Origin of the sequence: Leucobacter shiyiweii (assembly GCF_052446065.1) — a bacterium.
GTDB lineage: Bacteria > Actinomycetota > Actinomycetes > Actinomycetales > Microbacteriaceae > Leucobacter.
On record NZ_CM127080.1, the window covers coordinates 2,342,223 to 2,367,106 of the forward strand.

Consider the following 24,884-nt stretch of genomic DNA (forward strand, 5'->3'; position numbering starts at 1 on the left):
GAGCGCATCCGTACGGTGCGGCGCGGCGATCAGGAGACGAGGATCACCTTGCGGGTCGTAGCCCAATGCTCCAGTGCGCGGTGTGCGCCCGCGCGAGCAATCGGTGCAGCAGATTCACCAACGATTGTGCACTTCCTCGGCCCAACCGAGGATCCCAGTGAACTCGATCGCCGCCTCCCCGTCAGGGGTGAACGTGCCCGACCAGTGTCCGAAGCATTGGTCGGTGTGGCCTTTCAATACGAGTAGGTCGGTGCGGGTCACCTTGTTGTAGAAGGGCTCGAACGTGGCTTCAAGCCCACCGCCCCGCACTCGCCACGGTGCGCGCCAATTCTCGATGTCATACTCCCACTCCGTTTCGCCGTGGATCTTGTGCATGCGGCCGTCGACGAAGAACGCGTTCTCAGACACCCCCGTGCCCGCGGTCCACTTTGCTCCGACCTGCACGCCGATCACGTGCCCGTTCGAGCGACCGGATCCTGCGCCCCAGTTCCACGCAATGTCGTACGGCCAGCGACCACGGCCGTGGTCGAGCACCGCCCAGGATTCCCCAGCTGGCAGCGGGTGATCCACGGAGCCGATGCGTAACGTGCCGGTCACCGGACGGGCAACATCCTTCACCGTGTACTGAAAGCGGGTGGCACTCCACGGGACGACCAGGGCGAGCCGTTCGTGGCCTTCGGGCAGCGCGGCAATCACATCCACGGAGACACCGGGAATCTGCGCGCGTAACCGCGTTCCCGTCGGCGTCTCATCAATGTCGATCGCGAGGTTCTTGGCTCGCGCCATTGAGCGCCCCTGCTCGAGAACGGGGGAAAGCACCGCGCCGCGAGCCGGGATTACCGTGGCAGCTTCACCCCAAGTCTGGCCTGTTTTCCGGTCGTACACCCACACCTCGTGGACGCACGCATAGTCAATCGACGACACAGTAAGCCCGATGATGTGCGTTGGCGTCGCGACGTTCCAGTATTCCCAGCGCTTGTTGCGACCCAGGCCCGCGCCGAGGGCGCTCGTATCGACCACAAGCTGTGCCGCCCACCCGATCGCATCCGGGTTCAGGGTGCCATCCGGCATCGTCAGCGCTACCGGGCCGGTGAGTGCTCGCTCCATTGCGCGTCTCCTTGTCGCTTGTTCTCGAGTGTTCTCAGGCGTGACGTTCAGCCAGTGGCCACTCCCCGAGCACGAGGTTCTCGGGCGTTTCACCGCGCTGCAGGTGGGCAATCTGGCGGTGGATCAGCGCCGCCATTCGCGGCAGCATCGCCGATGAGTCACCGCCTACGTGCGGGGTGACGAGCAAGTTCGGACATTTCCAGAGCGGGTGGCTTGCGGGCAATGGCTCAGGGTCGGTCACGTCAAGTGCCGCGCGCAGGCGGCCCGCTGTAAGCTCGGCGACGAGTGCGTCCGTGTCAACGACTGGGCCGCGGGCGACGTTCACGAGCAGCGCACCGTCGGGCATGGCGGCGAGCGCAGTGGCATCGATTAACCCGGTCGTCTCCGCGGTCAGTGGCACCCCCAAAAACACCACCTCGGCCCCTGCGAGGGCCTCGTGCAGCTCGTCGAATCCCCGCACAGGCACCTCATTGCCAGATGCGTCGCGATCCACCCGTGCCTTGCGGGCAAGCCGGTCAACTCGCACCTCGAAGCCGGCAAGCCGCGCCTCGATCGCCTTTCCGACGCCGCCGTAACCGACGATCAGGACGCGCCGGTCGGCGAGGCTCGGGAAGGAGCGTAACTGCCAATCACATGCATCACCCTGGCGCACAAACTCCGGAATCCCGCGCTGTGCAGCGAGCGCAAGGCCCAGCGCGAGTTCAGCGGTTGATGTCTCGTGCACGGTCGAGGCATTGGCGACCGGCACACCTGCAGGCACGTATTTCTCCACGCCGTTGAAGCCGATCGACTGCCATTGCACGAGCCGTACCTGGGCTTCGGCAAGCTTTGCGAGCTGGCGGTTTCCACCCCAGTAGGGCGGAACCACCAGGTCGAGCTGGGGCACCGGCGGCGGTCCGTCGAGGTTCCAGGTCACGAAGTTCACCCCCGGCACCTCGCCGACCGCCTCCGCGAGGCCTTCATCGGCGGCGAGCGACACTGTCAAGTGAGTCATGCAACGAGTCTATTCACGGTGGATCGCGCGCACTTCCGCCACGAACCGTTCGATTGTGGCGCGGGCATCGGCCCTGGCCCCGTCCGACTCCTCGGGGCGGTTGAGATATCCGTGCACCGTGCCGGGTTGCAGGGTGATGGTCACCGGCACCTTGGCCGCCCGCAGTTGCGCAGCAAACTGCTCACCAGAGGCGCGCAGTTCATCGGCATCAGCGTTGATGATGACTGTGGGGGGCAACTGCCGCAGCCGCTCGTACGGGAGCTCTCCGACCACAGTGGGTGCGGTCGGATACCCGCGTGGATCGGCGCCGCCCGCGGTCCGCATATCCGTGCCGGGGCCCGCACCGGCATCCGTTGCGGGCCCCGGCGTCTCCCGAGTTTCGGAGCCATCACCGAGGTAGTACGCGTGCATCTGGGCGATGCGACTCGCATCAAAGCGTCGGGTCTCTGGCAGTGTTGCGGTGAGCTGTGCGATCTGTGAGTCTGCCCGCTGCACCCGGTGCGCGGTCGGGTACAGCATGATCAGGGCATCGCTCGGGCGACCTGCATCAGCCTGCGTCAACGCGGCCTCGGTCGCAAGGTGCGCGCCAGCACTCGCGCCACCGACGATCAGTGGCCCCTCGTGACGCTCGGCGACCGCGCGCACGACCGATGCCACATCGTTCGCGGGTGCGGGTGCCTTCACGGATTCGCTCGCGAGGGCGTAGTCGACGGAGTACACCCGCATGCCGGCCTCGGCGAACGCGCGAGCCGCCCAGTCTGCCTCAGGCCAGTCGAGCGTGCCGCGCACGAATGACCCGCCGTGTGCCCAAATAAGAGTCGCCCACGGCTCTTCCCCCTGCGGTTCATATGCCCGCACGGGCACGGAGGCAGAACCGAGACGATTCGGGGATCCACCATGTAGGTAGCTCGTCATGGCTCCGCCGGCACCCGAGGTCGTTGCGTCACTCGACGTGTCCGTGGCATCGAAAGCTGGCCCAGGCAGGAGCTCTTCGTAAACCTTCACCGACCGCTCCTCTCCGAGCGTTTTCAACCCACCTGCCCCTCCAACCGCGGCGACGGCTGCAAGGGCAAACAGGATGGATGCCGAGGCGATCCATCGTCTTCTGCGCACCCGCCCAGTCTAGGAGCGCTCCCCGCCACTCGAGGCGGGCAGAATAGGAAGATGAGCACTGACGCTGACAAACACCACACCCGCATCGACTTCACCGACGCGCACGGCATCACGATCGCCGCGTACGAGTGGGCGACGGCGGACCCGCACGCGGTTGTGCAGATCGCGCACGGGGTGGGCGAGCATGCTCTGAGGTACGCCGCCTTCGCAGAGGCGCTGCGCGACGCCGGTTTCACAGTGGTCGCAGACGACCATCGCGGACACGGCGAGACTGGCCGCCGCCAGTGGGATGGCGACCTGTCGCAGCTCGGAAAGCTCGGCCCCGGCGGGCTGCGCGCGGCGGAGGCCGCGATCCACCAGCTCACCGAAATCGCTCGCGACAGGTACCCCGGTCTGCCGATCATCATGTTTGGCCATTCGTGGGGGTCGCTGATGGCCCAGCGGATCATCAATCGCGAGCCGCGCATCTACGACGGCGTGGTGCTCTCGGGCAGCGCAAAGCGCACCCCGATGTCGATGGAGTCAGGCGACCTCAACAAGCGTTGGCGCGGGCCCGAAGCGAACGGGTTCGAATGGCTGAGCCGCGACCCTGAGGTGCAGCGCGCATTCATCGCAGACCCGCTCTGCTTCCCAGCCGACATCATCAAGCTGTTCGGGCTGGCAGACGCCCTGCGACTCTTCGGCACCCCAGCGAACAGCGTGGCGTCCGACGTGCCGATCCTCATTGTCGCGGGTGGCGATGATCCACTGAGCCGTGGCGACAGCCTGCGCCTGCTCGCCGACGCGTACCGCATTCGCGGCGTGCGCGATGTGACTATGCGCGTCTATCCGGGCGCGAGGCACGAGTTGCTCAACGAAACTAACCGCGACGAGGCAATCGCGGAGATTATCACCTGGATGCTCGACCGCTTCCCGCGCGCGTAACGGCGGCGTACTCTGGTGTCATGGCTACACATCACGGCGAATACAAGGTTCCCGGCGGCAAGCTGGTCGTGGTCGACTTTGCACTGCTCGACGGCCGCATCGCTGATTTCCACCTGTCTGGCGATTTCTTCCTCGAACCCGACGAAGCACTGAACGATATCAACGGTGCGGTGAACGGGCTGAGCCCCCAATCAACTATTGACGAATTCGCCGAGGCGATCCGCCGCGCGCTTCCGAGCGAGGTGCACCTGCTCGGCTTCACGCCCGAGTCGGTGGGCATCGCGGTACGACGAGGAGTGACCGGTGCGGCACACTGGCGCGACTACGACTGGCAGATCGTTCACGAGCCAGCGATGTCGCCCATGATGAATGCGGCCCTCGACGAGGTACTGACAATCGCTGTGGGCGAAGGGCTGCGTGGGCCAACCCTGCGCATCTGGGAGTGGGATCGTTCGGCCGCCATCATCGGCAGCTTTCAATCGGTCAAGAACGAGGTTGACGAGGAGCAGCTTGCGGCACGGGGCGGACAGCTCGTGCGTCGCATCTCTGGCGGTGGGGCAATGTTCATGCAACCCGAGTCGACCATCACCTATGCCCTGTACGCACCTGAAGAACTGGTGCGCGGCATGACCTTCGCTGAATCGTACGCGTACCTCGACGAGTGGGTGCTCGAAGCGCTGAAGTCAGTCGGGATCGACGCGGTCTACAAACCGCTGAACGACATCACGAGCCCGCACGGCAAGATCGGCGGGGCCGCGCAAAAGCGTCTCGCCTCAGGTGCGGTGCTGCACCACGTCACAATGGCGTACGACATGGACGCCGACGCGCTCACCCAGGTGCTCCGCATCGGTCGCGAAAAGCTGTCCGATAAGGGCATTGCGAGTGCGCAAAAGCGGGTGGATCCGCTTCGCACCCAGACCGGCCTCCCGCGTGCCGAGATCATCGACAAAATGGTCGACACGTTCGTGCGCCGCCACGGAGGCACGCACGGCGAGGTCACCGAGGGTGAGTACGACGCCGCCGAACGGCTGGTCGAAAAAAAGTTCGCGACCGAGGAGTGGCTGCGCCGCGTGCCGTAGCCGTCACCCTTCCCCCATCACTCGCGCAAGGGGACGCAAATTGTCCTCTCATCGCTGCCTCAGGACCATTCGCGTCCCCTTGTGGATGACGCCTGAGTGAACGCCATCCAAATTTGGTGTGACGCAAACATTGCCTGCGTTAATGCCTCGGGAACACTCTGGTTTTGCCCTATTTCTGCGGGCACCTGCCGCGCCACACTCGATCTTTGGGCGCGCTCTTCTGGTGCGCCCGCGCCACGCGCGCCCTAAGAGCCGGCCCAGCCGCCCGTCCGAGAGGTGTGTCTCGCATGCCCCGTATTCCCCGTCCCGCACTGCTCACGGCGGGAACCCTCGCCGTTGCAATCGGTCTGAGCACGCTGGGGGGTGGTGTGGCCCTCGCAAACGGTGGCGGGCTCGCCCCGCCCGCGGTCAATCCGGCGTCCGTGCACCGACCCTCCGCAGTGCCCGACCGCATCATCCTCACTCCGACCGAGCACCCGGCCACGAGCCAGTCGGTGTCGTGGCGCACCTCCGACGCGGTCACCGCGCCGCAGGTGCAGTGGGCGCTGAGCGGGCCGAGCGTAACCTCGGGTGCGCAGACGTTAGCAGCAACGACCTCTGATCAGTTTGACACCACGCTCGGATACCCGGTCGCGCATCATTCCGCCACGATCGAGGGTCTGGCCGCTGGCACCACCTACGTGTATCGAGTGGGCGATGGCGAGACCTGGAGCGAGTGGCTTGAATTCACCACCGCGACCAACGAGGTCGGCGGGTTCAGCTTCCTCGTTCAGGGCGACGCGCAGAACGACAACAAGGCGTACACCTCGCGCTCGTTCCGCGCAGCGTTTGAAGCACGCCCCTACGCGCGCGCTGTGGTCCACGCAGGCGATCTCATCGATACCGAGACCAGCGACTCCGAATGGGGCGAGTGGCACGAAGCCGCTGCATTCTCCAACCAATACCTCAACGTGATCGCTTCGACGGGCAACCACGAGTACTACCCCGGCCCGGCGCTCTCCCAGCACTGGGGCGCGCAGTTCGAGTTTCCGCGGAACGGCCCCGAGGGCCACGACACCCTGGAGGAGACGGTCTACTCAGTCGACTACCAAGGCGTGCGGTTCATCAGCCTCGACAGCACCCAGGCGATGCGCACCGATTCACGTGCCGCACAGACCGCCTGGCTCGAGGAGAAGCTCTCCGACAATCCGAACATGTGGACCGTCGTGAGTTTCCACCACCCCATTTTCTCCGTCACAAGCGGTCGCAACAACCAGTCGCTCCGCGAAGCCTGGTTGCCACTGTTTGAGAGCTACGACGTTGATCTCGTCGTGCAAGGCCACGATCACGCATACGGGCGTGGCAACCTCTTCGCAAACGAACAGAACCTGCCAGAGGGCGCGGATCCCGCGACGAGCCACACCGGCCCTGCCTACCTTGTGAGCGTTGCGGGTCCGAAGATGTACATTCCCGATGCCGCGGAATCGAACAACTGGATCAACAACAACGCGAACCTGCGCGTCGTCGGACGTGACGTACAGCTCTTCCAGACAGTCGACGTGACGGAAGACGGGCGCATGCACGTCGAGGCCCGCACGGTTGATGGAACGGTCTTCGACGCTTTCACCATTACGAAAGATGATCAGGGTGAAAAGCTCGTCACTGATGATGTGATGTGGGCCGGTGGGCCGGGCTCCAGCCGCGAGGGCGTCGCGCCGCCTGCAATGCCGACGGACCCCGGAACCGATCCGGGCACCGATCCGGGCACCGACCCCGGTACTGATCCGGGCACCGATCCGGGCACCGACCCCGGTACTGATCCAGGGACAGATCCAGGGACAGACCCCGGAACCGACCCCGGAACCGAAACGCCGGCGCCGACCGTCGGCCTCAGCGACAACTCGCTCGCGCCGGGAGATTCCCTCACCGTGACCGGCACAGGATTCCTCGCAGGCGAACGCGTCGCGATCGAGCTGCACTCCACGCCGGTGACGCTCGCGCTCAGCACCGCCACCGACACGGGTGCCGTGAGCGCCCGTGTCACGATTCCAAGCGACACCGCAGCAGGTGAGCACCGCATCGTGCTCCGCGGCCTCGAATCCGGGCGCACGGTTTCGCAAGACATCATCGTGACGCAGTCGCCAACCGCGGCGGGCCAGGGGCTTGCCAGCACCGGTGGCGAATCCGCGCTCGGCGCCATCGCGCTCGGCTCGCTGCTCGCAGCTGCCGGTGGCGCACTTCTCTTCCGCACGTTCCGCACCAATCGAAAGGCCGCATAACATGCAAAGATCACGCGCGACACAGCGCCTTCTTGCCGCGGGCCTCGCGTTCGGGGTGATTGCTTCCGGAGGTTTCCTCACAGCAACCCCCGCGAACGCGGTCTCGCAACCTGCCGCTGAACGCTACGCCCCGAGTCGGGTTCCCGATCGCATCACCCTCACACCGGGCGCCAATGCCACGACCGAGCAGGTCGTCACCTGGCGCTCCGCCACCGAGGTGACGAGCGGCATCGTCGAGTACCGGGTGATGACGGCTGAGCCTTACCCCGGCGGGGTACAGTCACTGGTCGCCCAGGAACGCACGGAGCAGACGACCGACCTCGGCTACGCGCAGGCGATCCACACAGCGACTCTTACCGGGCTGCTCCCGGGAGTCTCCTACATGTATCGAGTCGGCGACGGCACAAACTTCAGCGAGTGGCAGGACTTCGAGACCGCTACCGGCGGCGCCGATCCCTTCTCCTTCATCTACCTGGGTGATATTCAGAATGGGATCCACAGCGATGCCTCGCGGGTCGTTCGCAACGCGTTCCGTGATCGACCGAACGCAGACATTGTGTTGCAGATCGGTGACCTCGTGAACGATGCGCACTCCGATGCCGATTGGGGCGAGCTGTACGACGCGTTCTCCTACACGCTTGGCACGCAGAACCTACTCACGACCCCCGGCAACCACGAGTACGACGGGGCGCTCTCCACGCAGTGGCAGAGCCAGTTCGCGTACCCCGAAAACGGGCCGCAGGGTGAAGGTGAGGTCTACGACCGGCTCGCGGGCACGGTGTTTTACACCGACCACGAGGGTGTGCGCTTCATTTCGCTGAATAGCAACCAGGTCGACACCGAGGGCCTGCAGGTTCAGGCTGAGTGGCTCGAAGCCGTGCTCACCGAGAACCCGCAGCAGTGGACGGTGGTGTTTTTCCATCACCCGACGTACTCGCTCGACGAGGGGCGAAACAACCTGGGCATCCGCCAGTCGTGGGGCCCGATCCTCGAAGCCCACAATGTCGACCTCGTGCTCAGCGGACACGACCATGCCTACGGACGCGGCAACCTGGTGGCGAACGAGCAGAACCTGCCCGCAGGAGCTGACCCCGAGCTCAGCCACACCGGCCCCGTCTATGTCAGCTCGAGCGTCGGTTCGAAGTTCTACAATGTCGGGCCCCGCCACTGGAACGAGAATGACGCGCATCTGCGCAGGCTGGTGAGCGGCATGCAGACCTACCAGGTCGTCGATGTTGCCGGGGGCACGCTTCGCTTCGAGTCACGCACGGCTGACGGAGCCTTCCTTGACGGATTCACCATCAACAAGGAAGGTGAACAGAAGCTCGTCACCGACGGTGTCGAGCCGCAGGTCATCGACCCCGGAACCCCGAGCCCATGCCTGGGTTGCGAGCCGAATCCCGACCCGGATCCGGATCCCACCGATCCCGGTACCGAGGAGCCAGTCGAGGAGATCACCTACGAGCACACCGCCGACCTGACCTCGGTCAACCGCTCGAACGCCGCGCTACCCGCGGGTGTCGCGTATCACGAGGAGCGCGACCTGCTGTACCTCGGCGATCAGAACGGCCGCACGATCTTCGAGATGGATCCCGACACCGACCAGGTGCTGCGCACCATCACCCTCCCCGAGAACATCCGTGACCTCGGCATCGACGAGGCGCGCGGGTTGCTCTACGTGGGTCAGCAGAACCGTAACTGGACTGTGGTCTCGATCGCCGACGAAAACTACGGCGAGATCGTGCGCGGTTCCTACCCGATCATCGAGTCGAACCGATCACTTGATGTCGACCCGGTGAACGACTTCGTGTACGTGGCCGTGCCAGCACGCGGTGTTGAGGTGTTCCGCGCTTCGACGGGCGAGTCGCTCGGTGTGATCAACGGCACCGCAGATGCGTACTACGTCTCAGTGGATCCGGTTACCGGCTTCGTCGTCACCACGAAGTTCTACAGCGTGGAGGGGGCCATCGGCATCCAGGCCTTCGATTCGACTGACGGCTTCAAGAAGGTCTGGGAGCGTGCCGCACGCCCCGGCGCACGCCAAGTCGATATCGACAGCACGAACGGGCTGCTCTACATCGGCTACACGGGAACCTCCGCAACCGGCGGCGGCTTCTCGGTGCACCGCCTCGCGACCGGCACCGAGCTCGTGGACATGGTCGGACCGCAGTACGGCAAGGATGGCTACGGTATCGCGGTCGACGAGGAGGCGCAGCGTGTCTTCGTCGCGAACCGCGACTTCCGACTGAACCCTCCGGGCGAAGAACTCACCGCCGCCGCGGTGACGGTGAGCACCCGCGTGGGTGTCGAAGTCGTGGATCCGGTCGATCCGGTAGACCCGGTAGATCCGGTAGATCCGGTGGATCCGGACTATACGGACTATACGGCGACCGCTTTGACCGCGATCCCGTCGGCCGCCGAGGTGACCCTCGATCCGGACATCCGCCCGGTCGGAAGCGCGGTGGATCCCGCAACTGGCAACGTCTACGTCGCCGACGAGATGCGCCCGGCCCGGATCCATGAGATCAACCCCGAAACCAACGAACTCGTGCGCACCATCTCTGTGCCGACCATCGACCCGGTGGGTGATGGGCTCCGCGACGTGACCTACGATGCTGAGAACGGGCTGCTGTATGCAGCGTTCGGAGGCAGCTGGGTCGTCATGAACGCCGAAACCGGCGAGCGTGTGCGCGGACCGTTCGCCTTCACCGGCAGCGTCCGCGGAATGGACGTGGATATCGCCCGCGGCCTCGTGTACGGCGGTACCCGCGGTGGCGGGTTCGACGTGGCGAACGCGCTGACCGGCGAGCTCATGCAGACCGTCGCGGGCCCCACCGACGGCGGTGCCTGGCGCACGCACGGCGTCGCCTACGATCCCGTGGACGACCTCCTGTACGTCAGCAATAGCGACGCATCGGGATCCACCGAGGGCATTCGGGTGTACCGCGGATCGGACTATGAGTTGCTCCAGCGGCTCGCTCTCCCTGCCACTGACTTCCGGTCGATTGCAGTAGACGGGGAAGCCGGGATTGTCGTGGTCGGACACCAGACGAGCGCTTACGACGCGTCGGGTGTGTCGATCTACCGCACCGCCGACCTGACGCTCATTGAGCGACTGGAGGAGTACCGGTACGGCGACAAGGTATACGGGGTCTCGATCGACCCGGAGAGCAACCAGCTCTATGTCTCGGCGCGAGACCGCTACCCGGCAGGGCTCATCAAGGTGCAACTACCTGCGGCACCGTAAACCGCATCACGCGAAGACCTGTGGCCTTGCTCCAGCTTGCTGGGGTGAGGCCACAGGTCTCTGCGTGCGAAGTGGGACCGCTCGCCTTCGTCACCCGCGCAGGGTGACACTCGGCAGGCTCCCGGGCGCCTGCGTTCACCCCGCACACCCCCACACGCTCCCACTCACCCCCAGACGCTCCCACTGACCCCCACAGGGGGACGCGAATGGTCCTCAACCTGTCGACTCAGGACCATTCGCGTCCCCTTGCGCGGAGCGGAGTGGCATGATGGCGGGAGTGCGCACGGGCGCCGCCGCCGCAGGCACGGCACCCGCTGGCGCAGAGCTACCGCTGGCGGAGCGCAGCCGGCGTGATGCCCACGCGCACCTCGCGGCGGAGCGCCGCCCGATCGAGTGCGGCATCCAGCTCGATGAGGGGGTACACGCGCCCCACGAGCTGCTCAAAGGGGTATGTGCGCCAGTTCGCCGCCAGGAAATCGAGGGCACCGCTTAGGTGCTCGGGGGCATAGTTGTGCACTCCGGTCATCGTTATCTGCGAGCGCACGAGGCGCTCGGGCATGAGCGCCACCGGATCGGTGGGAAACACGCTGCCCACCAGCACCACGACCCCGCCCGGACCGACGGCAGCAATACCTGCCGTGACGGCGAGGGGCGACCCCGAAGCCTCGATCACAACATCGAATTCTTGACCTCCTGGGCCCACTGACGCGAGCTCACCTCGCGCGGTCTTGCCAGCGAGTGGATCGAATGCCGCCACTGCCCCAAAGCTCCGGGCCAGTGTGCGGCGCTGCCTGTGGGTCTCCGCGAGAATGACCGTCGCCCCCCGCTCACGTGCCATCGCGGCGGCGGATAGCCCGATCAGCCCACCACCGGTCACGAGCACGGTCGCTCCGCGAAGTGGCACGATGCGCTCGGCAGCAGCGAGTGCCGCCCACGCCGTTGAGATGCCGCATCCGGCAGGAGCGAGCACCGCGGCGGGAATCTGCTCGTCGACGCGGATCACCGTCGTGCCCTCACGCAGGTGTACGTGAGTGGCGAACCCTCCCGTGAGCTCCCAGCCCTGACCGATCCGCTCGTGGCCGTACTTTCGCAACGTGCGGCAGGTCTGCGGCATACCGCGCAGGCAGCGGTCGCAGGTTCCACACTGCGCCACGACCGACCACACAACTCGATCGCCGGGAACAAGGGGTACGCCATCGATGGCCGGTACCACCCCGCCGATGGCCGAGACCCGACCCACCGCCTCGTGACCGAGCACCGCCGGCGCGGGTTCGACCCTGTGGCCAAGCGCCGTATGAATGTCTGAGCTGCACACGGTCGCGAACTCGACCTCGACCAACAGTTCACCCGAACCCAGCAACACCTGGGGCACGGCCACAGGCTCGTGGGGGCGACCCGACTTCATGAAGAGCATCGCGGTCGCGTGCGGCCTAGCGCGAGTGAGCGCTGGACCGGTGGGTGGATCAGTCAGCTCAGCGACACCGGAGGCACACGCTTCCCCCGCTTCGCCAGCTATCGCGACGGGCGTGGAAGAAGTAACCATATTGTTATCTTGCCCGACGGATTCCCGCCGGGGGAGCTATCTTGGTTCCCCTTCACTCAGCGTTCAGACAGGGTTCACTCAGCGCCGCGCCTCCTCGCTCGCGCAACAGCGAAAGCGGTCAGCACCAGGCCCCCGCAGCCCCAAATTACGAGCGCCCATAGTGCACCGCCCGTGCCTCCAGCATCGGCTGCGATCGCTTGGAAGCCTGAGAACAGCGCCCCGAGCGGACTGGCATCGCCGATGCCTCGCAGCAGCGGCGGAGCGGTCGAGATAACCCCAATCGCGAACCCGACCACGAGCAACGCAAACGAGAGGAACCGCCCAAAACCGCCGAGCAGCGCCGAGAGCCCCTGGTTCACCAGCGTGAATGAGATGCCGGCGATAAGAGCCAAGGCAAAGAACCCGAGTCCCTGAGCAAAGTTGTACCCGAGCATGATCGGCAGGAGCACCCCCGCGATGCCGCCCTGAGCCGCGCCGATGCCCATGGCAGGCAGCGCGCTGCGCAGGGTGATCGCTCCGATGCCCCGGGCCGCGTCGTGTGTGCGACGCCAGAGCGGCGACAGCACGAGGAAGGAGGCAAGCGCCCCCGCCCAGAGGGCGATGCCCGCAAAGAGCGGCACCCCGGCCGCGTTAAAGAGTTCGTCGCTCGCACCCTCGGCCGCGACCGGCTTCACGGCCGTCTCGGCGAGCTTCTCGCGCTCCGCGTCGGTATAGGCCGGTATCTCATTTGCCGCGGTGTACAGACCGTCAGCAAGTTCGGCGGTACCGTCGGCGGACAGGCGTGCCCCATCAGCGAGCTGAGCCGCGCCGTCGGCAAGTGCCGGCGTGCCTGCGGCGAGAGCGCCCACACCCGCGTTCAGCTGGTTCGCTCCAGTTGAAAGCTGCGCCGTTCCATCTGCGAGACCGGCAAGACCGTTAGCAATACCCCTCGCTCCCTGCGCAAACTGCTGCAAGTAAGCGGAAGACTCGACGGTTCCAGCTGCGAGGGCTCCGACGCCAGCGGCGATCTCTGGGCCGGTCGCGCGCAGCCGCGCAAGTTCTGGATCGGTGGTCGTGGGACCCAGGCTTGCAGAGAGTGCCGCCAGTTGTGCGGCCGCCTGCTCTGGGGTGATCAACCCGGCGTCAATACCTTGACCCAGCTCGCTCAGACCGAGCGAAACCGAATCAAGAGCGGCGTTGACGCCACTGGAATAGGCGGCGGTGCCAGCGGCTAGCTGTTCGCTAAGCGGGACCCCTGCCTGAGTTCCTGCGGCGTACAGTTCAAGACCTGATGCCAGCTCCGCTGACACGGTTGCGAGTTGCTGTGCCCCCTGAGCCGTTTGTCCAACCCCAGCTGCTAACTGTGACGCCCCGCCGGAAAGCTGCCCCACACCGGCCGACAACTCGGCGGCCCCGGAGGCCAGCTCGGCGACACCGTCGGCGAGCTGCGATCCCCCGTCCGCCAACTGCGATGCACCATCGGCGGCCTCCCCGATGCCCTCTCCGAGCTCGGTGAACCCAACGAAGATATTGCCGACGAACTGCGCGCCGAGTTGTTCGTTGAGCACCGTGGTCGCCGTGCTGGTCACAATGCCCGAGAGCGCGGAATCGAGCAGTCGCCCGCGATCGCTCGTGGCGATGTCGATGGTCGCAGTCTCGGCCTCGTCGACACCGCGGGAAAGTGAGGTCGCCGCGCTCGAGAAGTTCTCGGGAATCGTCACGACCGTTCCATAGCGGCCATCGTCGAGGCCCGCCGCGGCGTCTTCTTCGTCGGTGAGGAGCCACGTGAAGTTGGTATCGCTGTCGCCCCCGATCAGTTCGCCAGCGAGCACGCGCCCCATGGGCACGAGCTGCCCGTCAAGCTCCACCGGCTCGTCGAGATTCACCACTGCCGCGGTGATCGTTTCAAGGCGGTCGGTCGGATTCCATAGCCCCCACAGCAGCAGCCCGGCTGCCGTGAGCGGCACGAGGATCAGGCCGACGATTGTGCGCCAGCTCACGCGCTTCGCGCTCCGCAGTCGGGTCAGCGACAGACTCATCGGGCCATCTCCTTCGAAATCTGCACGAGCGTGGTGTTCACGGGAAGCAAGCGGGAGGCAAGCTCGCGACTGCCCAGCACCACCACGGTCACGGCGGGAACGTCGCCGCGTTCCGCCTCCACCTCACGTGCGCTGAGCATCGAGCGCGCGGCCTCGATCTGCTCGGCCTCCCGCAGATTGCCCGCATCGGCGCCCGCAGATCGGAGATCGAGCACCACGAGCGATGGGCGATCCGCCAGCGCCTCGCGCAGCGACGCGGGGGTCGCCCAAGCAGCGCGCGAGCGCAGGGTCGAGGCACGCTCGGGCAGCAGCAGATCCACCGCTTTCAATGTGCCCGTGTGGATCGCGCCTCTCCCACTCAGCACCTCAGCCAACCGGGCCGCATACGGTTCGGCGGGGTCGAGCAGCAGCACTTCGCCGGGCGCTACCCGCAGGTCGGGCACGAGGAGGTTGCCAGGCAGCACGAGCCGGGAACTCGCGATGCGCGCCGTGGGCTGGTCTTCCGGCCACTCGGCGTGCGCCAGCTCGCGTGCGAGACCTTCGCCTTCAACGTCGAAGGAGGGAAGGAGCCGATCAAGCCAGCGCGGCATGCGCCAGGCACGGTCGCCGAGCAGCTGGAGCACTGCGGGAACGAGCGTCATGCGCACGATGAATGCGTCTACGAACACACCGACCGCGAGGCCCAACGCGATCACCTTGATCGATGGGTCACCCTCAGGCACGAAGGCAGCGAAGACGGCGAACATGATGATGGCGGCGGCCGTCACCACCGGCCCCGAGCCGATGAAGCCGCGGCGGATCGCGGTGGTCGCGTCGGCACCGTGCACCACCTCCTCGCGAATGCGGGAGACAAGGAACACCTCGTAGTCCATGGCGAGGCCGAAGAGCACGCCCATCAAGATGATCGGCATGAAGCTCAGCACGGGGCCGAGAGAGTTCACGTGTAACGTGTCGGCGAACCATCCCCACTGGAAGACTGCGACGACCGCGCCGAAAGCGGCACCCACCGAGAGAAGATAGCCGAGGGTCGCCTTCAGCGGCACCCAGACCGAGCGGAAGACCATCGCGAGCAGCACGAGCGACAGCCCGACGACCAAGATGCCGAACGGCAGTAGCGCCTCGAACAGCAGGTTTGACACGTCAATGCCCACGGCGGTGTACCCGGTGACGGCAAGGCTCACACCGTACTTCGCCTCCCACTCGTCGTGGTGCGCGCGTAGCTCGTCGACGAGCGCACTCGTGCTCTCGGCGTGCGGTCCTTCCTCTGGAACGACTTGAATGATGCCGGTGTCTGCCCCTTGGTTCGGCGTCGCGAGCGGCACGTCGGCGACTCCCGGAATCGCGCGCACCTCGTCGGCGAGATCCTCCATGAGGCCGAGGGGATCAGTGCTCGTGATGATCGACCCCGTCAGCAGCAGCGGACCGTTGGATCCCGCGCCAAAATGCTCACCCGAGAGCTCATAGGTGATGCGTGCCGGGTTGTCGAGCGGCAGTTGCTCGGCACCGGGCAGCGCGAGCCGCAGGTCTAGTACCGGAATCGAGGCGACGCCCAGGGTCACCAGAACCGCCGCAATCGCAATCAACGGTTTGCGGGTGACGGTTCGCACCCAGCCGCCGAAGAAGCGTTCGGCCTTACCTGGCTTGGGGACGGATCCCGCTTCCCCCGCCGCGGCCGTCGCACCCACGGCAGGTTGCGCCGATCCACCATCTGCTTGGCTCGATGCACCAGGGGCGCCATCACCAGCACCCACGAGCCGGGCTCGCTGCTTTTTCGGCAAGATCTTCATGCCCGCCATGGAAAGCACGGCCGGGGTGAGGGTGATCGCGATGAGCACAGCAACGGCGACGGCCGCGGCCGCCGCAATACCGAGCGCGGTGAGGAACGGGATGCCCGCGACGGAGAGCCCGACGAGCGCGATGATGACGGTGATGCCCGCGAAAACGACGGCGGACCCGCTCGTGGCGGTCGCACGCGCGATTGATTCGCGCACGCCGAGGCCGGCACGGAGTTGTTCTTGGTGTCGGCTCACGATGAACAAGGTGTAGTCGATGCCCACGGCGAGACCGAGCATGAGCGCGAGCATCGGTGTGGTCGAGGTCATTGGAATGAAGGCCGTCGTGAAGAAGAGGCCAGCGATGCTTACGCCGACACCCAGGATCGCGATGATGAGCGGCATCCCAGCGGCAATCAGCGAGCCGAGGGTGAAGATCAGCACGATGAATGCGATAACAACGCCCAAGGCTTCGGTGATCGTGAAGCCAGGAATTGAAGTCGCGTACAGGTCGCCACCGTATGAGGCGACTGCACCTTCGGGCAGGGCCTCTTGCAACTCGGCAGCGACATCGATGATGCCCTGGTTGGTTGACTCAGGCACCTCGAATGAGCCGGCGTCAATTTGTGTGCGGATCAGCGCCGCTTGTCCGTCGTCGCTGAGGCCGCTGCTCGCGAGTTCGGTAAATGGGGTCTGCACGGCGGAGACGAGGTCGAGTGATTCGAGCTCGGTCGTCGCCTGCTCAATGAGCCCGACGTAGGGCTCTTCGTCGACCCGTTCGCCGTCGGGGGCTACCACGATGATGGTCGCGCTCGTGCCGCTGACCTCGGGGAACGTGCGACTGAGCGTATCGATCGCGGCCTGCGACTCGGTGCCCGGGATCGTGATGGGAGCGTTCGCGCCCTGGCCGAGAAACATTGCGCCAGCGCCAAGCAGCGCGAGCAGTGCCACCCAGAGCATGAGTACCAGGATCTTGGCGCGGGCAGCCCACGTGCCGAGGGCATACAACACAGACGACATGCGGACCTTCCGAAGGCGGGCAACGAGCCTGCGCGGAGCAGGATTCGGGGCTCACAATTCTGTACCCCGGACCCTTCGCGCAGTTCGATACACTAATGTATCCGTTCGTGCTTCGAGCCGACTGGGAAGGGGTGCGTTGTGAAAGATACTGAGACGAGCCCCCGCAGGCAGCGCACGCGCCGTCGCCTGGTGGAGGCTGCGGCTGAGGTGTTCGTCGCTCAAGGGGTGCAGGCGACCTCGGTGGAGGCGGTCTGCACGCACGCCGGGTTCACCCGGGGAGCGTTCTACTCAAACTTCGACAGCAAGGAGCAACTCTTCCTCGCCGTACTTGCCGACCAGTACGAACGGCGAGCTGAGCGGCTGCGAGAGAATTCGACGCTGCTCGCGCCGCTCCTCGGAAGCGACGGGGTTCCCATCACCCGGGATGCGACGACAAAGCTCATCGAGGAGTACTTTGCGCCGACCGGTGAGGAGCCAGCCTGGTTTGCCCTGGAAACGGAGTTCATGCTGCTTGCCATGCGCGACCCGTCCATCGCACCGGGCTTCGCTGACTTCATTGAGCGGTTCCGCGGCCAGCTCGCGCAATTGGTTGAGCCTTTGCTCGCCGCAGCCGGGCGCCGCTTCACGTTACCAGCGGATCACGCGGTCGCCGTGCTCGCCGGAGTGCACGAGCGCGCTCTGACGATCACGGCGATCGCCGGGCCCGACGCACCGGAAGGGCTCGGGGAACTCGGCTGGCGCCTCGCCGAACTGCTCTTCGCCATCACCGAGCCGCTGGCCGAGTAGCCGACACGTTCTAGACTGGTCCCGTGCTGCTTTCAGATCGCGACATCACTGCCGAGCTTGCCTCCGGCCGCATCAGCCTCTCGCCGACCGAACCCGAGATGGTGCAACCGTCGAGCGTCGATGTGCGCCTCGACCGATTTTTTCGGCTGTTCGACAATCACAAGTACGCCGTGATCGACCCCGCAGAAGATCAGCCCGATCTCACCCGACTGATCGAGGTCGATCCCGCGGAGGGGTTCATCCTGCACCCGGGTGAGTTCGTACTCGGATCCACCTATGAAACTGTGGGCTTGCCTGACGATATCGCCGCCAGGCTGGAGGGCAAGAGTTCACTTGGCAGGTTGGGTCTCCTGACGCACTCGACCGCCGGCTTCATCGACCCTGGGTTCGAGGGGCACGTCACCCTCGAGCTTTCTAATGTCGCGACCCTGCCGATTCGCCTCTGGCCGGGCATGAAGATCGGGCAACTGTGTTTCTTCCGGCTCACTTCACCGGCCGAGCGGCCCTACGGCTCGGGCGCGACCTTCTCGCGCTACCTCGGTCAACGCGGCCCCACGGCCTCACGATCGCACTTGAACTTTCATCGCGCAGATTTCTCAGAGAGAAACGCATAGCGTTTCTCGAAATCTGCGCTGGCACCACCGTGCCAGTTTCTTGGCTATCCGGTCACGCCCCGACGGTGTGAATCAACCCTAGGATCTCGCGCGACCGCTCCCGGAACTCTGGTAGCTCGGCATCGTCGCGGGTGCGGGGACGTTGGATCGGCACCTCGATCTCTCGCAACACCCGTCCGGGGCGCGGGCTCATCACCACCACACGATCGCTCGTGAGCACAGCTTCGTCGATGTCGTGCGTCACGAGCAGCACGGTGAGCCGGTGGCGCTCCCAAATTTCGATCAGCAGCTCCTGCATCGTGCGCCGGGTGAGCGCATCGAGTGCACCGAATGGCTCGTCCATGAGCAACACTTCGGGGCCATATGAGAGCGACCTGGCGAGCGCGACCCGCTGCTGCATGCCGCCCGACAGCTGCGCGGGGAAAGCCCCTTCGAAGCCGTCGAGTCCGACGAGGCCGAGAAACTCCCGGGCGCGATCCGCTCGCTCTGCTTTATTCAGCGATTCGGCTCGCAGCGCGAACTCAACGTTGCGTTGGACCGTTAGCCACGGCATGAGCGTGGCCTGCTGAAACACAACTCCCCGGTCGCGGCCCGGACCGGCCACTTCTTCGCCCCCCACGACAATCTGCCCGTCGGTGGGGTCGTCGAGGCCGGCGATCAGCGACAGCAGAGTAGATTTGCCGCAGCCCGAAGCGCCGACGATCGACACGAACTCGTTCTCGGCGACCTCAAGGTCGACACCCTCGATCGCCGTTACGTCACCGAAGCGTTTGGTGAGTCCCTCAATGAGAATCTTCGGTGCGTTCATGCCCGACCTTCCTGGTACGCGAACAGGCGGCGCCCGAAGGCCCGCATCGCCTGATCGAGGATGAGGCCCAAGAGGCCCAACACGAACACGTAACCGAGAATCGTCTCAGTGTCGAAATAGCGCTGCGCAACCGTGATCCGGTATCCCATGCCACTCGAGGCGGCGACGAGCTCGGCAACCACGAGCCAGGTCCACGCCCACCCGAGAGTGATCCGCAGGGCATCCCAAATACGCGGCATCGCTGAGGGCACGACAATACGAAAGAGGAGCGCCGTGCGGCTTAGGCCGAGGGTCTCCCCCAGGCGGATCAGCCCTACCGGCGTGCGCCGCACCGCGTCTGCAACCATGAGCACCTGTTGAAAGAACGTACCCATCCAGATGATCAAGAACTTCTGCGACTCATCGATGCCGACCCACACGATGGTGAGTGGCACAAACGCTACCACCGGCATGTAGCGGATGAAATCCATGAGGGGCTCGAGCGCCGCCTCCACCCGGGCATTCACGCCCATCAGCGTGCCGATCGGCACAGCCATGGCCGTTGCCAAGAGAAACCCGACGATGATGCGCACAGAACTCGCGCCGATGTCGCTCCACAGTTCGCCCGTGGCCGCGTGATCGAGGAGAGCCTGGGCCACCGCGGCCGGGCCTGGCAGGAACATCGGATCGACGACGCTCAGCGCAGCGACCACCGACCACAGCAGCAACAGCAGCGCGAAGGTCGCGATCGCAGTTGCGACATAGGAGCGTCGGCTCAAGCGGTCCCCGATGCGGCGCCGACGGCGGCGCACTGCGGGCTTCGCCGAGCCTGTGCCTGTGGCTGTGGCTGTGGCTGTGCCTGTGCCTGTGGCTGTCGTCACTGTCGGAGTCTCGCTGAGATTACTCGCCGAGGAAGGAAGCATCGATCGTCGATGCAGCATCGACAGATCCTGAGATCAGACCGATGCGCACGGCAACCTCGGCAAGCGCAGGGAGGGTCTCTTCCAGGTAGCTGCCGGCGAGCAGTGCCCGATTTTCTTCAAGCGAGTAATAGTGCACCCCGTCGAACGCGGTCTTGAGCTCGTCCGGCTTGGAGCCCACGCCGGTCGCAATGATCGTGCGCCCCTCTTCGACGTTGTCAGCAGAGAATGACACCGCATCATCCCAGGCAGCGAGCACCTCTCGCACCTCATTTGGGCGCTGCTGCAGCACCTCATTGCGCACCACGAGCACATCTGAGATGAGTCCCGGGTGATCCTCGGCACTCTCAATCATCTGGATCGCGTCACCCGCCGCGAGAGCCTCACTCACATACGGCTCATAGGTCACTCCCGCATCCACCTGCCCCGCAAGCAGCATTGGCGCGACCGTGTCGGCTCCTGTTGGCACGACGGTGATGTCTGAGAAGTCGAGGCCCGCTCCTGCAAGCGCCTCCGCCAGCAAGATCTCGCTGGTCGCGCCTTCTTCGAACGCGACGCGTTTGCCGGCGAGGTCATCGGTCGAGTCGATGCCCTCGCCAGCGAGTATCGCGTCCGCAGTCGTGGCAGAGTCCAGCAGCATGACGATCGAGACATCGAGGCCCTCCTCAATGAACTGCAGTGCGGCCTGGCTGCCCACGTTTGCCATGTCCAGGCGACCGGCGGCGAGCGCAGCGTTCACCTCCGCATCGGCGGCAAAGCTCGAGATCTCTACCTCGACCCCACGGTCGGTAAAGAAACCCTGATCCTCTGCAACGTACCACTGCCCGTAGCCGAGCCACGGTTGAGTACCCATGCGAAAGGCGGCGGCCTCGGAGCCGTCTGCGGCACCCGTGTCCGTCGCACCGTTCGAAGCGCAGCCAGTCAGGGCGAACGCGGCTACAGCGATGAAGCCGGCAGCAGCAGCGAGGATGGTGGGGCGTCGTCGAGTCACGTCTGGATCCGTTTCCCCGCGCGGGCGCGGTGAGGGTGAAAATAGCTGGTGGCCGCCCTCCGGACGACCAAAGATATATTCTAGTCCGCCCGTGGTGCGCGGGCCTCGGGGCTCACACCCTCCGCGAACGTGCGTCGCGCGTCGCCTGCGCCGACAGCATTTCGTTGTAGGCGTTGAGCTCCGCATCTCCCGAGCGATCTGCCGCGCGATCCTTCCGCTTCTGCACCTTGTCGTCGTTGAGCGACCACTGCACCGCGACGATGAGCGCAAGCGCAAGCGTTGGCAGTTCGCCGATGCCCCAGGCAATCGCCCCGCCGGCGTTCTGGTCGTCGAGCGGCGTCGCTCCCCAGGTACGGCCCATGGCTCCGAACCAGTCAGAGAGCAGCAGTGCGTCTCCTGTCATGATCGTGACCCCGAAGAACGCATGGGAGGCCATCGTCGCAAAGAGGGTCACAATGCGCATCGGGTAGGGGAATCGGTAGGGCACCGGATCGATGCCGATCATCGAGAGGGAGAAGAGATACCCGGAGATGAGGAAGTGCACAATCATCCACTGATGCCCGAGATGCGTTTCCATCGCCCAACGGAAGATCGGTGAGAAGTAGAACACCCACAGTGACCCTGCGAACACCACGGCGGCGACCGCCGGATGCGTGATGAACTTCGAGTAGGGGGTCTGCACGGCCCACATGATCCACTCGCGCCCGCCCCACGACCCGTCGGTTCGCTTCTCCACCGCGCGTAAGGCCAACGTGATGGGCGCCCCGAGCACGAGCACCAGCGGAATCAGCATGGTGAGCAGCATGTGCGCGAGCATGTGCACACTGAACAGGTACGCCTCGTAGGCGTTAAACGGGCCGTTGGTTGTGTAGAACAAGATCCCGAGGCCGGTCACCCAGGAAATGGTGCGACCAATTGGCCACTTGTCGCCGCGACGGGCAAGGCGGATCGCGCCAGCCACGTAGAGCATCACACCGAACGCGCACACGAGCGCCCACAAGAGGTCGAACTTCCAAACGGTGAGGTAACTCATGGGGGTGAGTTCGGGTGGCAGCGGATCCCCCGTTAGCCACACGGCTGGCGAGACATCAACCGCACCGGTGGCACGCGCCGATTCGAGCGACACCGGTGTCGCCGTGCGGCCAAGCGCGCCAGCTAGCCCACTCGCAAGGCCCATGAATGCGAGCTCGGCGACGACAAACCAGAAGAAAACGCGTGCACCCGACGGCCCGACGATTCGCCCGATGACTCGTTGCCTCCACAACACACCAAAGATGCCGAGCACCACGAGCGCTCCGACCTTCAGCAGCACGATCTGGCCGTAGCCGGTGCCGAGGAGGTCAGCTGGCGAACCAAGCCGCAGCCAAGCGCTGACCACTCCGGAGGCGGCGACCCCGATGAAGGCGAGAAGGGCGAGCGTCGAGTAACGAGAGACGAGCGTGGCGAGGCGCGCGCGATCCACTGATTTGGCGAGAAACACCAGCGTGATGAGGCCACCGAGCCAGACCGACGCACCCACCAGATGCACGAGAAGTGAGTTGACCGCCTGGGCGTGCCCGGAGGCACCAGCCGCGTGACCCTGCTGGGCAAGGGGAACGGTGGTGGCGAGCGCGGCAATGAGGGCAAGCATTGCCCAACGTCGGTCGCGTACCGCGAAACACAACACGGTTGTGGCTGCGGCGAGCAGCAACTGAATCAACCACAATTGACCGAGCTCAATCTCGGTAACAAACTGCGCAAGCCCCGCACCAAAGGTGGCATCGCCCGAGAAAGCGAGCCCCGAAACGTCGACGTAGGTGAAGATGAGTGTGGCCGCGCTGGCGACCGTAAGTACGGCCGCGCTACCCGCCGCGAGGTCTAGAGCGAGCCGGCCCTCCGGCTTCGCTGTCGCAAGCGCCCAAATCGCCATGACGAGCGATCCGATCAGGCCAGCAACACTGATATTTACCAACGTGCGAGCCATGGGGAGGCCGTAGCGCACCACGGCCCCCGGGTCGGCGAGGGTTCGTTCCGCTGCAGCGCCTCCGACGGCAAGTGCCAGAAGCAGCGCGGCAAGGGTTGCGGCGAGTAACACGGCGGGCGCGAGCGTGCGCAGGGAACGAGGCATGATTCCTTAAGCCTACGCCTGACAGTATCTGTGATTCCTCCGCCCGGACGTGGTCTCCTACCGGGCACGGCGTGCGGCCCCGTCCGTCGAGTGGACGAGATCGCAAGCTTCACGAGCCCGAAACCCTGCGACGTCGTCTACTTCTGCGCTGCATATTGCGCTAAAGCCGCGAAACCCCCGGGCGCCAAGCGGCGACTCCGGGGGTTTCGAAGAAGTGTGTGAGAACTACTTGACTGCAGCCTTCAGCTTGCTGCCAACCGAGACCTTCACGCGCTTGCCAGCGGCGATCTCGATGGTCTCGCCGGTGCGGGGGTTGCGGCCGGTGCGAGCAGCGGTGGTTGCGGTCTCGAACGAGAGCCAACCGGGGATCGAAACCTTGCCGCCATCGGCAACGGTCTCAGCAACGGCGGCGAAGAGGCCGTCGAGAACTGCAGAAACGGCAGCCTGGCTCTGGCCAGTCTCAGCGGCAACCTTTGCGACGAGCTCAGTCTTGTTCAGTGACATGTTGTGTCCTCCCAGGGGGCCCGGACGAGCCTGCCCCTGAATTCCAGTTGAACCCCGCAAAACGGGGCCGATCGGGTGATCGCGTACGAATCTACCCCAGAAATGCGCGAATGTGGCGGAATCACGCGGATTTCCTCAGATTGCATCGTCAAATTTCGCTCACAGCGACAGCCAGGCGAACTGAAAACAAGAACGGGCGCGGATCCCGAAGGATCCGCGCCCGTTCTCAGCAGCACCTACCAGCTCACCTAGACGCTTACGTGCCAGGGGGTGCACTCGGCAGTGTGTGCTCGGTCGCTGTGCTACCAGCTCGACTTGGTGATGCCGGGCAGTTCGCCGCGGTGCGCCATGTCACGGAAGCGTACACGGCTGACGCCGAACTTCGACAAGACGCCACGGGGGCGGCCGTCGATTACGTCGCGGCTACGCACGCGCACCGGCGACGCATTGCGGGGCAGCTTCTGCAAGCCTACGCGTGCGGCCTCACGGCTCTCATCGGTGCCGTTGGGGTCAACCAAGGCCTTTTTCAGTTCCAGGCGCTTCTCCGCGTAGCGGGCAACGATAACCTGGCGCTGCTTATTCTTCGCGATCATGCTCTTCTTGGCCATGATTAACGCTCCTCTCGGAACTCAACGTGCTTGCGGATTACCGGATCGTACTTCTTGAGCACGAGACGGTCGGGAGTGTTGCGACGGTTCTTCTTGGTGACATATGTGTAACCAGTTCCAGCCGTCGAACGGAGCTTGATGATGGGACGGACGTCCTGCTGCTTTGCCATTAGATCTTCACCCCACGCTTCTGCAGGTCTGAGACCACTGACTCGATGCCACGGGCATCGATCATCTTGATGCCCTTAACCGACAGGGTGAGGGTCACCTTGCGGCCAAGCGAGGGCACGTAGTAGGTCTTCTTCTGAATGTTCGGATCGAACCGACGCTTCGTGCGACGGTGCGAGTGTGAAATGCTGTGACCAAAGCCGGGAACGGCGCCGGTCACCTGGCACACTGCTGCCATGGTGATTCCTCTCATACCGTGAGACCGGACGGTCTCACCCAAGATTTCTTGTCTGCGTGGATCGCCTACTCAATTCCGGCTCACGC

At 65.1% G+C, this 24,884-nt stretch carries 20 protein-coding genes; 6 read left to right on the forward strand and 14 right to left on the reverse strand.

Annotation, left to right across the window (positions count from 1 at the left end; genetic code table 11):
• Positions 1-114: 114 nt before the first annotated feature.
• Genes ACTNFJ_RS10900 through ACTNFJ_RS10910 form a run of 3 tightly spaced genes read right to left on the reverse strand, consistent with a single transcriptional unit; the run spans position 115 to position 3,214 of the window.
• Complete coding sequence (locus ACTNFJ_RS10900) at positions 115-1,107, reverse strand: DUF2804 domain-containing protein (RefSeq protein ID WP_435906299.1); 993 nt, start codon at positions 1,105-1,107, stop codon at positions 115-117.
• 34 nt (positions 1,108-1,141) lie between these two features.
• A complete protein-coding gene (locus ACTNFJ_RS10905) occupies positions 1,142-2,101 on the reverse strand; it encodes a 2-hydroxyacid dehydrogenase (protein WP_435906300.1) in 960 nt (319 codons plus the stop codon).
• A 9-nt stretch (positions 2,102-2,110) separates the two neighbouring features.
• Entirely contained in the window at positions 2,111-3,214 is a 1,104-nt protein-coding gene (locus tag ACTNFJ_RS10910; protein WP_435906301.1) for an alpha/beta hydrolase, read from the reverse strand.
• A 51-nt stretch (positions 3,215-3,265) separates the two neighbouring features.
• Between ACTNFJ_RS10910 and ACTNFJ_RS10915 the strand changes: the two genes are divergently transcribed.
• From ACTNFJ_RS10915 to ACTNFJ_RS10930, 4 genes are all read left to right on the forward strand, one after another.
• Positions 3,266-4,138, forward strand: a complete 873-nt coding sequence (locus ACTNFJ_RS10915; RefSeq protein ID WP_435906302.1) for an alpha/beta fold hydrolase — start codon at positions 3,266-3,268, stop codon at positions 4,136-4,138.
• 20 nt (positions 4,139-4,158) lie between these two features.
• Positions 4,159-5,217, forward strand: coding sequence for a lipoate-protein ligase LplAB (gene lplAB / locus ACTNFJ_RS10920; RefSeq protein WP_435906303.1), 1,059 nt, complete (start codon positions 4,159-4,161; stop codon positions 5,215-5,217).
• Between the two features lie 287 nt (positions 5,218-5,504).
• The gene (locus ACTNFJ_RS10925) at positions 5,505-7,475 is read left to right on the forward strand and encodes a purple acid phosphatase family protein (RefSeq protein ID WP_435906304.1); all 1,971 of its coding nucleotides are present in this window, start codon (positions 5,505-5,507) and stop codon (positions 7,473-7,475) included.
• Position 7,476: 1 nt separating this feature from the next.
• Positions 7,477-10,722 (forward strand): metallophosphoesterase, encoded by a 3,246-nt coding sequence (locus tag ACTNFJ_RS10930; RefSeq protein WP_435906305.1) that lies wholly within the window; start codon positions 7,477-7,479, stop codon positions 10,720-10,722.
• Positions 10,723-11,047: 325 nt separating this feature from the next.
• Here ACTNFJ_RS10930 and ACTNFJ_RS10935 read toward each other — a convergent pair whose 3' ends face one another.
• From ACTNFJ_RS10935 to ACTNFJ_RS10945, 3 genes are all read right to left on the reverse strand, one after another.
• Positions 11,048-12,265 carry a zinc-binding dehydrogenase gene (locus tag ACTNFJ_RS10935; protein WP_435906306.1) on the reverse strand — a complete coding sequence of 406 codons (1,218 nt, stop codon included), beginning with the start codon at positions 12,263-12,265 and terminating at the stop codon, positions 11,048-11,050.
• A 74-nt stretch (positions 12,266-12,339) separates the two neighbouring features.
• Positions 12,340-14,283: a YhgE/Pip family protein gene (locus ACTNFJ_RS10940; RefSeq protein ID WP_435906307.1), complete on the reverse strand. Its 1,944-nt coding sequence runs from the start codon at positions 14,281-14,283 to the stop codon at positions 12,340-12,342.
• Entirely contained in the window at positions 14,280-17,075 is a 2,796-nt protein-coding gene (locus ACTNFJ_RS10945; RefSeq protein WP_435906308.1) for an MMPL family transporter, read from the reverse strand. Before ACTNFJ_RS10945 ends, ACTNFJ_RS10940 begins: the two co-directional genes overlap by 4 nt.
• A gap of 138 nt (positions 17,076-17,213) precedes the next feature.
• On the opposite strand from ACTNFJ_RS10945, the gene ACTNFJ_RS10950 reads away from it, so the two are divergent.
• Both ACTNFJ_RS10950 and dcd read left to right on the forward strand, forming a co-directional pair.
• A complete protein-coding gene (locus ACTNFJ_RS10950) occupies positions 17,214-17,861 on the forward strand; it encodes a TetR/AcrR family transcriptional regulator (protein ID WP_435906309.1) in 648 nt (215 codons plus the stop codon).
• Positions 17,862-17,884: 23 nt separating this feature from the next.
• Positions 17,885-18,475: a dCTP deaminase gene (dcd, locus tag ACTNFJ_RS10955; protein ID WP_435906310.1), complete on the forward strand. Its 591-nt coding sequence runs from the start codon at positions 17,885-17,887 to the stop codon at positions 18,473-18,475.
• 52 nt (positions 18,476-18,527) lie between these two features.
• On the opposite strand, the gene ACTNFJ_RS10960 is transcribed toward dcd, so the two are convergent.
• The 8 genes from ACTNFJ_RS10960 to rpmB form a co-directional block, all read right to left on the reverse strand.
• The gene (locus ACTNFJ_RS10960) at positions 18,528-19,283 is read right to left on the reverse strand and encodes an ABC transporter ATP-binding protein (RefSeq protein WP_435906311.1); all 756 of its coding nucleotides are present in this window, start codon (positions 19,281-19,283) and stop codon (positions 18,528-18,530) included.
• Complete coding sequence (locus tag ACTNFJ_RS10965; RefSeq protein WP_435906312.1) at positions 19,280-20,143, reverse strand: ABC transporter permease; 864 nt, start codon at positions 20,141-20,143, stop codon at positions 19,280-19,282. Before ACTNFJ_RS10965 ends, ACTNFJ_RS10960 begins: the two co-directional genes overlap by 4 nt.
• Positions 20,144-20,162: 19 nt before the next feature.
• Positions 20,163-21,173: an aliphatic sulfonate ABC transporter substrate-binding protein gene (locus ACTNFJ_RS10970; RefSeq protein WP_435906313.1), complete on the reverse strand. Its 1,011-nt coding sequence runs from the start codon at positions 21,171-21,173 to the stop codon at positions 20,163-20,165.
• 112 nt (positions 21,174-21,285) lie between these two features.
• Entirely contained in the window at positions 21,286-23,280 is a 1,995-nt protein-coding gene (locus tag ACTNFJ_RS10975) for a bifunctional copper resistance protein CopD/cytochrome c oxidase assembly protein (protein WP_435906314.1), read from the reverse strand.
• Between the two features lie 225 nt (positions 23,281-23,505).
• Positions 23,506-23,784 (reverse strand): HU family DNA-binding protein, encoded by a 279-nt coding sequence (locus ACTNFJ_RS10980; RefSeq protein WP_433645342.1) that lies wholly within the window; start codon positions 23,782-23,784, stop codon positions 23,506-23,508.
• A gap of 302 nt (positions 23,785-24,086) precedes the next feature.
• Positions 24,087-24,392 carry a 30S ribosomal protein S14 gene (rpsN, locus tag ACTNFJ_RS10985; RefSeq protein ID WP_435906315.1) on the reverse strand — a complete coding sequence of 102 codons (306 nt, stop codon included), beginning with the start codon at positions 24,390-24,392 and terminating at the stop codon, positions 24,087-24,089.
• Positions 24,393-24,394: 2 nt separating this feature from the next.
• Entirely contained in the window at positions 24,395-24,562 is a 168-nt protein-coding gene (gene rpmG / locus ACTNFJ_RS10990; RefSeq protein WP_435906316.1) for a 50S ribosomal protein L33, read from the reverse strand.
• Positions 24,562-24,798: a 50S ribosomal protein L28 gene (gene rpmB, locus ACTNFJ_RS10995; RefSeq protein WP_435906317.1), complete on the reverse strand. Its 237-nt coding sequence runs from the start codon at positions 24,796-24,798 to the stop codon at positions 24,562-24,564. The genes rpmG and rpmB overlap by 1 nt, the downstream gene beginning before the upstream one ends.
• Between the last annotated feature and the right edge of the window lie 86 nt (positions 24,799-24,884).